Origin of the sequence: Pseudomonas sp. 57B-090624 (genome assembly GCF_003234055.1) — a bacterium.
Classification (GTDB): Bacteria; Pseudomonadota; Gammaproteobacteria; order Pseudomonadales; family Pseudomonadaceae; genus Metapseudomonas; species Metapseudomonas tohonis.
This window is the reverse complement of record NZ_QKRU01000127.1, coordinates 1-8,760: the sequence shown is the minus strand read 5'-3', so window position 1 is coordinate 8,760 and position 8,760 is coordinate 1. Positions and strand designations below refer to the sequence as shown.

Below are 8,760 nucleotides of genomic sequence, written 5' to 3'. Positions count from 1 at the left end.
CCAGGCCGACCTCGCTGCCGTCGGCATCCAGGCGGACATCCGCGTCTTCGAATGGGGCGAACTGATCAAGCGCGCCAAGAACGGCGAGCACGACCTGGTGTTCATGGGCTGGGTGGGCGACAACGGCGACCCGGACAACTTCCTCACCCCCAACCTCTCCTGCGCCGCCGCGCAATCAGGGGAGAACCAGGCCGGCTGGTGCGACACGAAGTTCGACGAACTGATCCGCCAGGCCCGCGCAGAGAACGACCGGGAAACACGCGCCCAGCTCTACCGCCAGGCCCTGGCGATCTTCCACGAGCAAGCCCCCTGGATCCCCCTCGCCCACCCCAGGCTGTTCAACGTCCTCACCCCCGAGGTGGAAGGCTTCCGCATGAGCCCGCTGGGCTCGAATAACTTTGCGACCACGCGGTTGAAGGCGAAGCCGTAGCGATAAGGGCAGAGGATTCACGGGTTTCACCCGCCCTGTGCCTGGGCCGTAGGAGCGAGCTCTGCTCGCGAAGCCCTTCGTAGGGTGGGCTTCAGCCCACCACCACGGCCACGCCAACCCAAACGGGTCGGCGATGGAGGAACTCGGCTGGGTGAACCCGCGCGGGCCGTCTTTGGCCATATAGAAGTGGTATTCCAGGCGGATGCCGTGACCGGTGCGGTAGGGCAGGGAGCTGGTAGTTCGGGCCTAGGCCGTTAGCCTCCAGGGAACGGCGCAAGGCAGGGAAAACGATCACGAAATCGAATTCCAGGCTCGCAATATGGCCCCGATGCTGGTTGACTGCCTCTCCACAGGGATGGATGCCCTGCCTCCTACGACAATGGATTGCCGAATGCACAGGTACCTGCCCCCCCTCATCCTGCTCACGGAAAACAATGAGCATCAACCTCTTCGTTTGCAGGGTGAAGTCCTCGACATCAGCTATGGCCATGACAACTTTAGCCACCTCATAAAGGTGACAAGGGCATCCAGTAGCCAGGCCATTGAACACAGTGATCATTACGACGACATCAGGATCGTACCTGGCTCACCGGCATCACTGAAGAACGCTGTACCCACAACTCCATCTGGACCAATAACGACAAAGGGCGCCAGCTCAGCCAACAGATCGCGCCATTCAAGTGATAGGAGAATCTTCTTGCTCCCAACTGACACAAATAACCAACGTACCAAATTTCTTCTTTGGTCGATCAGCATGTTACTTTGTTTTCCAGCACTCACTTACGCAGAAACCTACCAATGGGCGATAAACAGTGCACCCCCTTATTTTTCGTCCCCTGAAGCTGCCTGCATTAGACACCACAAACTGGCCACATCCCAAGACCTATACAATAGCTATCAGTTCGTTAAGGTAGTAAAAACCAGCCACCCTGGCTACTTTTACTGCATAGCAAAAAATGTAAACCCATCAAATGGCAATCTTAACTACGAAGAGGGCTGGATAGGTACTGCCACTAGAGTAGGGGACTCCTGCCCTCTCGCAGCAACATACAACTCAGAAAATGGTGAATGTGAACGTGCAGCCTTATCAAAAGGCGAACCACCACCCCAGCTCACCTGCCCAAGCACAAAAAAAGGAAACCCAATTGATATCTCAAGCGGAAATAAATTCCAAGCAGAGATAGACATTGAGGGACCGCTTGAATTCAGGAGATCCTATAACAGCATGGATGGCCTATGGAGGCACAACTACTCCATGAGATTGAGAGTCTTTGAAAGCAAAGTGACTATCGTTTTCGATGATGGACGCGAGTCCACAATACCCATTATCAACGGCACTCTAGAAGCTGCGCCCTTGGAGCTGGGAACATTGTCACACAACAACAGCACATGGAAATATATCTCACCACAGAGCATCATTTACGAATTCGATGCAAATGGCCGACTTTCCCACATAAAACGAAACAAGCAAAAAATAACACTCGAACACTACTGGGCAGGAATCAAAATAAAAGACGACAACGGCAACTCACTTCATATCAGCGAAGATGAGCTCCTGCAACCCACAAGAGTTACAAACGACACGCTAACCATTAATTATTCATACAACGTTGCACATCAACTGGAGTCGGCAAACTATATATATCCAGAAACCACAAGTACTCGCATCTATCACTACAGTACAGGGGCTCTCTTCAACCTCCTCACCGGCATCACCGACGAGCGCGGCATCCGCTACGCCACCTGGGCCTACGACGACCAGGGCCGCGCCATCTCCAGCGAGCATGCCGGCGGCGCCCAGCGCACCCTGGTGAGCTACAACGCCGACGGTTCCTCCACCGTCACCAACGTCCTCGGCAAGCGCACCACCTACCGCTTCCAGACCATCCAGGGCATACGGCGCATCACCGCCATCGAAGGCGAGCCCTCGGCCAACTGCCCCAACAGCAATTCCAGCTTCACCTACGACGACCGTGGCCTGGTAAAGACCCGTACCGACAACAAGGGCAACGTCACCACCTTCGACTACAACGACCGTGGCCTCGAAGTGTCCCGCACCGAAGCCTTTGGCACGTCCCAGGCGCGTACCGTCACCACCACCTGGCACCCGACCCTGTTCCTGCCGGCCACCGTGACCGAGCCCGACCGCATCACCACCTACAGCTACGACGACCAAGGACGCCAACTCAGCCAGAGCGTCAGCCCGCGCTGATCTGCACAAGGACTTGCCCATGAAACCCCTGTACCACCGCTTGAGCGTCCTCACGCTCGCCCTGGCCGGCACCCTCGTCGCCGCCAGCCTCCAGGCCACCCCGCGCAACTGGAGCTACACCTACACCGCCAGCGGCCAGATCGAAACCGCCGATGGCCCGCGCACCGATGTCCAGGACATCACCCGCTACGCCTACGACGCCCAGGGCCACCTCACCAGCGTCACCAACGCCCTTGGCCACATCACCCAGCTGTCCAGCTTCGACAGCTTCGGCAACCCGCAGACCGTCATCGACCCCAACGGCGTCACCACCGCCCTCACCTACACCCCGCAGGGCTGGCTCGCCTCGGTCAGCGTCAGCGGCGGCAGCACCGCCTTCGAGCACGACGCCATCGGCCAGATCACCAAGGTCACCCGGGGCGACGGCAGTTGGCTCGCCTACACCTGGGACGATGCCCGGCGCCTGACCAAGATCACCAACAACCTCGGCGAGCAGGTCGAGTTCGATCTCGACGCCATGGGCAACCGCACCGCCCAGCGCATCAAGGACGCCTCCAACAACCTCACCCAGCAGCAACAGTGGGTGTATGACGAGCTCGGCCGCCTGCTGCGCTCGGTCGGCGCGGGTGGCCAGACCCACAGCCGGCAGTACGACCTCAACGACAACCCCACCACCGACACCAACCCGCGCCAGTTCAGCCACACAAAGGCCTATGACGCCCTCGACCGCCTGGTCTCCAGCACCGACCCGCTGAACAAAGTCACCAGTCTCGGCTACGACGCCCAGGACAACCTCACCCAGGTCGTCGATCCGCGCGGCGTCACCACCCGCTACGAATACGATGGCCTCGGCAACCTCACCCAACTCATCAGCCCCGACACCGGCACCACCACCTACGGGCACGATGCTGCCGGCAACGTCATCCGCAAAACCGACGCCCGCGGCATCGTCACCACCTACAGCTACGACGCCCTTGATCGCCTCACCGGCCGTCAGTACCCCGCCACCCCCGCGCTCAACGTCCAGTACCACTACGACATGACCGCCAACGGCAACAAGGGCATCGGCCGCCTCACGGCGGTGCAGGACGCCAGCGGCGTGCTCGGCTACAAGTACGACGAGCGCGGCAACCTCATCGAGCAGCTGCGCTCCGTCGCTGTGCTCGATGTCGACCAGTACGACACCCTCGGCTACGCCTACGACGCCGCCAACAACCTCATCCGCATCGACTACCCGGCCGGCTTCAGCATCCACTACAGCCGCAACGCCGCCGGCCAGGTCAGCCAGGTCGGCTTTGCCGTCGGCAGCGCTACCCCCACCAGCCTCGCCAGCAACATCGGCTACGCCCCCTTCGGGCCGCTCAAGAGCCTCACCTGGAACAACGGCATCGTACTCAGCCGCACCTACGACCAGGACTACCAGCTCACCGCCCAGCAGGTCGGCAACTGGCAGAGCAGCTACAGCCACGACGCCAACGGCAACATCACCGCCCACGCCCACAGCCTGTTCGGCAGCCTCGACTACCAGTACGACGCCCTCGATCGCCTGACCGAGGAAAAGGCCGCCGCCAGCCGCAAGGCCTACGCCTACGACGCCACCGGCAACCGCAGTTCGCGCACCACCTACGCCACCAGCAACGGCAGCGAAGCGCAGACCGCCAAGCAGACCCTGCACTACGCCCCCGACAGCAACCGCCTCAGCCAGCGCAGCACCAGCTACGCCGTCGAAGCCGATGCCGCCGGCAACTACACCCGCTACAGCCAGAGCCGTCGCTACACCTACGACGACCAGGGCCGCCTCAACGCCGTCACCGATGACGCCGGCACGCCCATCGCCAGCTACGCCTACAACGCCCTCGGCCAGCGCGTGCTCAAAGATGTGCAGCAAGGCAGCGCCCACACGCCCTACACCTACCTCTACGGCCCCGACGGCCAGGTGCTCGGCCAGGTGCGTTACACCAGCAGCGGCAAGAAGAGCAAAGCCAGCTACTACGTCTGGCTCGACAGCCTGCCCATCGCCCAGATCGACCTGAGCTACGACGCCGCCGGCACCACCATCGCCAGCACCACCCTCACCTACCTGCACAGCGACCACCTCAACACCCCCCGTCTGGCCACCAACCAGGGCGGCAACCTGGTGTGGAGCTGGCAGAGCGATGCATTCGGTGTGGGGCAACCCAACACCTATGGCGGCAATATCGATGTGATCCTGCGCTTCCCGGGGCAAGTCGCCGATGCGCACAGTGCGCTCTACTACAACTACTTCAGGGATTACGATCCGGAGACCGGAAGGTATGTGGAGAGTGATCCGATTGGCTTGGATGGGGGGTTGAATACGTACGGGTATGTTGAGGGCAATCCGATTATCTTTGCAGACCCATCAGGCTTGCAGAAAGTAATTTTCTTCGATCCAAACAGTGCAAATCCGAGACAAAAAATTCCTTATAACGGCGCACTTGCGGACGCGGACGACCCTACCTCATGCGTAATATATGCTCATGGTTTCCCTAACATGATCAGCGATGACAGGAATGGCAAAATATATACAAGCGACCCGGCCTCCATGTACGGATTGAAATCCGAGCTAATACGCCAAGGCTGCACCCCCAACATGCAGATAGTTTTCAAATCATGCGAAGTTGCACAGGGAAACAACTCATTTGCTGAAAAATTTTCTAAGATCTGGGGTCAGAAAACAAGCGGGCCTACAGAGAAAATTTGGTGGATGTACAATACACAAACAAACGGCAAAACAACCTACTGGCTAGACAGAACCCCTTACCGCTCCATCCCGTCTTCAAACCCTGCCAAACCAGATTACTCTCAGCCTGGAGCATGGAGAGACTTCAAATGAACATTAAAATTTTTATAATACCTCTAGCATTAATCTTGGCATCGTGCACCAGCCAAAACCAAGCCACCCAAGCATATGCACCAAGCTGCCCTGCTTCCACTAAGGGCAACGACATTAATACCGTAATGGTTTTACTTGAGTGCAATCAGAAGCAAGAAGCGAAATCAGTTGCTAGACGCGCATCTCTTCAAGGCAATATAGAGTTAAATAAAATATTCCTTCAACTTCTAGAGAATGACAACGAAACTGACTACGGGCTTACTAGCGCGTTGAAGTCCGCGGAGAGTGGTGATCCCACAGCAACCATCGCAACTATTCATATAGCAGAAAAATATCAATTAAATTCGCTAAACGAAACATTATTTGAACTAGTGAAAAAAACCTCAAACACAGAGCATCCTTACCCGGTACTGAGCGAATACTTAAAATTCATATCAAATCAGAAAACCCCAACTAAATCCGATCTAGATCGATATGAAAAATTACTTTCTAGCGTTCAAGAAAACCTAGCTAAAGAAGAACTCAGAGAACTCAAATCCTTGAGCCAATCCATAAAAAACAGAGTGCAATATCAATAACTGCAATCGTGTTCTCGACATACTCCGGCCACGACCAACTCCGTGGCCGGCATTAAGATGTCGTAGCTGACGAATGGAGGTACGCTGCAGGGGCAGGGTGAGAAACAACATTTTTCAAATGCAGCTTTCAGAATACTCCTGTTCTAAGGCAGATCGCACGCGACGGCTTTCGCGGTCTGCCACCCTTTCCTTGAGAACTATTAGCTCGAAGCACTGACCAAGACCACGCAAGTCGCTCACGTGGTTCTTGCCAGTTGATCGAGATAGTGGCGTTACCGCACAAAAGCCTAATGCCCTCAGCACCGTACGACCACATCGCAGAACAGAAGAAGCCCTCTCCGAGTGGGCTCTTCTGGATCATTCCAACCCGAACGGGTCGTCGATGGAGTGGCTGGGCTGGGTGAACCAGCGCGGGCCGTCTTCGGCCATGTAGAAGTGGTCTTCCAGGCGGATGCCGAATTCGCCTGGCACGCAGATCATCGGCTCGTTGGAGAAGCACATCCCCGGCTCCAGGGGCGTGGCGTCGCCGCGCACCAGGTAGGGACCTTCGTGGATGTCCAGGCCGATGCCGTGGCCGGTGCGGTGCGGCAGGCCGGGGAGCTGGTAGTCCGGGCCCAGGCCGTTGGCTTCCAGGGAGCGGCGGGCGGCGGCGTCCACCGATTCGCAGGGGGCGCCGAGGCGGGCGGCCTCGAAGGCCTCCAGCTGCGCGGCCCTTTCGAAGTTCCAGAAGGTGCGCTGGCGTTCGCTGGGAGTGCCGAAGACGTAGCTGCGGGTGATGTCGGAGATGTAGCCGTGGAGCTTGCAGCCGGTGTCGACCAGCACCATGTCGCCGTCCTTGAGCACCTGCGGCTCGCGCACGCCGTGGGGGAAGGCGCTGGCGGGGCCGAACAGCACGATGCAGAAGTAGGAACCCGTGGCACCGACGCGACGGTGCGCCTGGTGGATGAACTCCTCGACCTCGGTGGTGCTGATGCCGGCGCGCAGGATGCTGGCGGCGGCCTTGTGCACTTCGAGGGTCATGTCCTTGGCCCGTTGCATCAGGGCGATCTCGGCAGCCGACTTGCGCTGGCGGCAGTGGCCGGTCACCCGGGCGCCGTCGATGAAGTCGTAGGCGCTGCCTTCACGACGGATGCCGTCGAACATGAAGAAGGGCAGGCTCGGGCACAGCGCCACCCGGGCGTCGCTGGCGAGCTTCAAGCCGGCGAGCCTGTCCAGCAGCAGGCGGTAGGGATTCTCGTGTTCCTGCCAGGTGCGGATCACGCCCGGGACCACCTGGAAGTCGCGCACCGTGCCTTCCTCGAAGGCCGGGGCGATGTATTCCAGCTCGCCGCTGGCCGGCAGCAGCGCGCCCACCAGGCGTTCGCTCGGGTGCCACTGCACGCCGGTGAAATAGCGCAGGTTGCTGCCCGCATTGAGGTACAGGGCGGCGATGCCCTGCTCCTGCATGAAAGCCTGGGCGCGATCGATCCGGGCCCTGTATTCGGCCAGTTCGATGGGGCCGCTCCCGGCGGTCATGTCACGCAATCCGGCGAGCGCCTGTTCCGGCGTACTGCCGCCTACACCCCTGGTCATCACTGGAACCTCTTTGTCCGACAATTGCGGCGAAATTTAAGTGAGGCTTAAATAGAGGTCAAAACAAATTTTCAGTCCCACTTAAAATCAGCCCGCAGCGAGCGACGCTTTCACGCGGGCCCCGCGCCGTTATACTGGCCGCCTTCCAACAAGAGCCCTCGCCATGTCCGTAGATCGCATCGGAGAACGCTTGCGCCGTTACAGACGCGCCGCCAAGAAGACCCTGAACGAGGTCGCGAGCGAGTCCGGCCTCACCGCCAGTTTCCTCTCCCAGGCGGAGCGCAATCTCACTGGCGTGTCGATCTCGTCGCTGGCGAACATCGCCAAATCCCTCAATGTCCCGCTCAACGTGCTGTTCGACCAACCGCCGCAGCCGCAGCCCGACTCGCACCAGGGCGAGCGCGTGCGCTACACCATCGAGGGCCAGCCGCTGGCCTACGAGCGCCTGTCCACCTCGTTCCCCGGCAACCTGCTCAACGCGGTGAAGATGAACATGCCGGTGGGCTACCAGTCGGAACTCATCGCCCACGAGGGCTCGGAGTTCGCCTACGTGCTTTCCGGGCAGATCATCTACACGATCGAGGGTCGGCAATATCCTCTGAGCGCCGGCGATTCGGTGCACTTCGATGCAGGCAAGACCCACTGCCTGGCCAATGCCGGCAGCGAGATGGCCGAGGTCCTGACCGTCACCACCATGCCGCTGTTCGACGATCACAGCGCCTCCTGAGCCCTCCCGCCACCGCCTGCCAGCCTGAATGCACAGCCCTGTGACGCGCCAATGTTAGTCGCGCTTAATTTCTATTGACCGAAATTTCAGCATGACTTAATTTCGGCCTCGGCTGATTGCCGGGGATGGACCCATGGCAACGCCCTTACCGCTGCAAAGGGCCGGCTCACCCGACCAGGGAACCGGAATGCAGCGGGGTGTACCGATCCATGTGCTCGGTCCAAAAGGCCGCGACGCACGTGACGCCCTCAGAAAAAGAAGGGTATTCGGAATAGCCGGTTGATGAAGGGAACTTCTAACCGGCTTCCGAAGGCGGTGTAGTGATGTTGATGGGAGGCTCCAAGAAGCGCTCCAAGAGCTTCCCTATAGGCACCCCCATGTCCACCA

The 8,760-nt window shown here is 59.1% G+C and carries 7 protein-coding genes and 2 pseudogenes; 6 read left to right on the top strand and 3 right to left on the bottom strand.

The window, feature by feature from the left end; translation table 11 throughout:
- A partial coding sequence (locus tag DMX10_RS31180) for an ABC transporter substrate-binding protein (RefSeq protein ID WP_256604888.1) occupies window positions 1–430 on the top strand: 430 nt, incomplete at its 5' end.
- A gap of 114 nt (window positions 431–544) precedes the next feature.
- On the opposite strand, the pseudogene DMX10_RS31175 reads toward DMX10_RS31180, so the two are convergent.
- Both DMX10_RS31175 and DMX10_RS32710 read right to left on the bottom strand, forming a co-directional pair.
- A pseudogene (locus DMX10_RS31175) lies at window positions 545–710 on the bottom strand (aminopeptidase P family protein); the annotation flags it as partial.
- Window positions 711–988: 278 nt separating this feature from the next.
- On the bottom strand, window positions 989–1,186 hold the full coding sequence (locus DMX10_RS32710; RefSeq protein ID WP_146603100.1) for a hypothetical protein: 198 nt from the start codon (window positions 1,184–1,186) through the stop codon (window positions 989–991).
- Between DMX10_RS32710 and DMX10_RS33820 the strand changes: the two are divergent.
- From DMX10_RS33820 to DMX10_RS32705, 4 genes and pseudogenes are all read left to right on the top strand, one after another.
- Window positions 1,185–1,733: pseudogene (locus tag DMX10_RS33820) on the top strand (DUF6531 domain-containing protein); the annotation flags it as partial. The gene DMX10_RS32710 and the pseudogene DMX10_RS33820 overlap by 2 nt on opposite strands.
- 507 nt (window positions 1,734–2,240) lie before the next feature.
- Window positions 2,241–2,642 (top strand): RHS repeat domain-containing protein, encoded by a 402-nt coding sequence (locus DMX10_RS31170; protein WP_111264726.1) that lies wholly within the window; start codon window positions 2,241–2,243, stop codon window positions 2,640–2,642.
- Between the two features lie 13 nt (window positions 2,643–2,655).
- A complete protein-coding gene (locus DMX10_RS31165) occupies window positions 2,656–5,496 on the top strand; it encodes an RHS repeat-associated core domain-containing protein (protein WP_218281352.1) in 2,841 nt (946 codons plus the stop codon).
- Complete coding sequence (locus tag DMX10_RS32705) at window positions 5,493–6,074, top strand: hypothetical protein (protein WP_146603099.1); 582 nt, start codon at window positions 5,493–5,495, stop codon at window positions 6,072–6,074. Before DMX10_RS31165 ends, DMX10_RS32705 begins: the two co-directional genes overlap by 4 nt.
- A gap of 357 nt (window positions 6,075–6,431) precedes the next feature.
- Here the strand turns inward: DMX10_RS32705 and DMX10_RS31160 are convergent, their stop codons facing one another.
- Complete coding sequence (locus DMX10_RS31160) at window positions 6,432–7,646, bottom strand: Xaa-Pro peptidase family protein (protein WP_111264725.1); 1,215 nt, start codon at window positions 7,644–7,646, stop codon at window positions 6,432–6,434.
- Between the two features lie 163 nt (window positions 7,647–7,809).
- Here DMX10_RS31160 and DMX10_RS31155 point away from each other — a divergent pair, with 163 nt between their 5' ends.
- Complete coding sequence (locus tag DMX10_RS31155) at window positions 7,810–8,373, top strand: helix-turn-helix domain-containing protein (RefSeq protein WP_043244186.1); 564 nt, start codon at window positions 7,810–7,812, stop codon at window positions 8,371–8,373.
- The last annotated feature ends 387 nt before the right edge of the window (window positions 8,374–8,760 follow it).

Coding starts and splice junctions, on each gene's coding strand:
- DMX10_RS31155 (WP_043244186.1), top strand. CDS start 7,810: ATGTCCGTAGATCGCATCGGAGAACGCTTGCGCCGTTACAGACGCGCC.
- DMX10_RS32710 (WP_146603100.1), bottom strand. CDS start 1,186: ATGCTGATCGACCAAAGAAGAAATTTGGTACGTTGGTTATTTGTGTCA.
- DMX10_RS31160 (WP_111264725.1), bottom strand. CDS start 7,646: ATGACCAGGGGTGTAGGCGGCAGTACGCCGGAACAGGCGCTCGCCGGA.
- DMX10_RS32705 (WP_146603099.1), top strand. CDS start 5,493: ATGAACATTAAAATTTTTATAATACCTCTAGCATTAATCTTGGCATCG.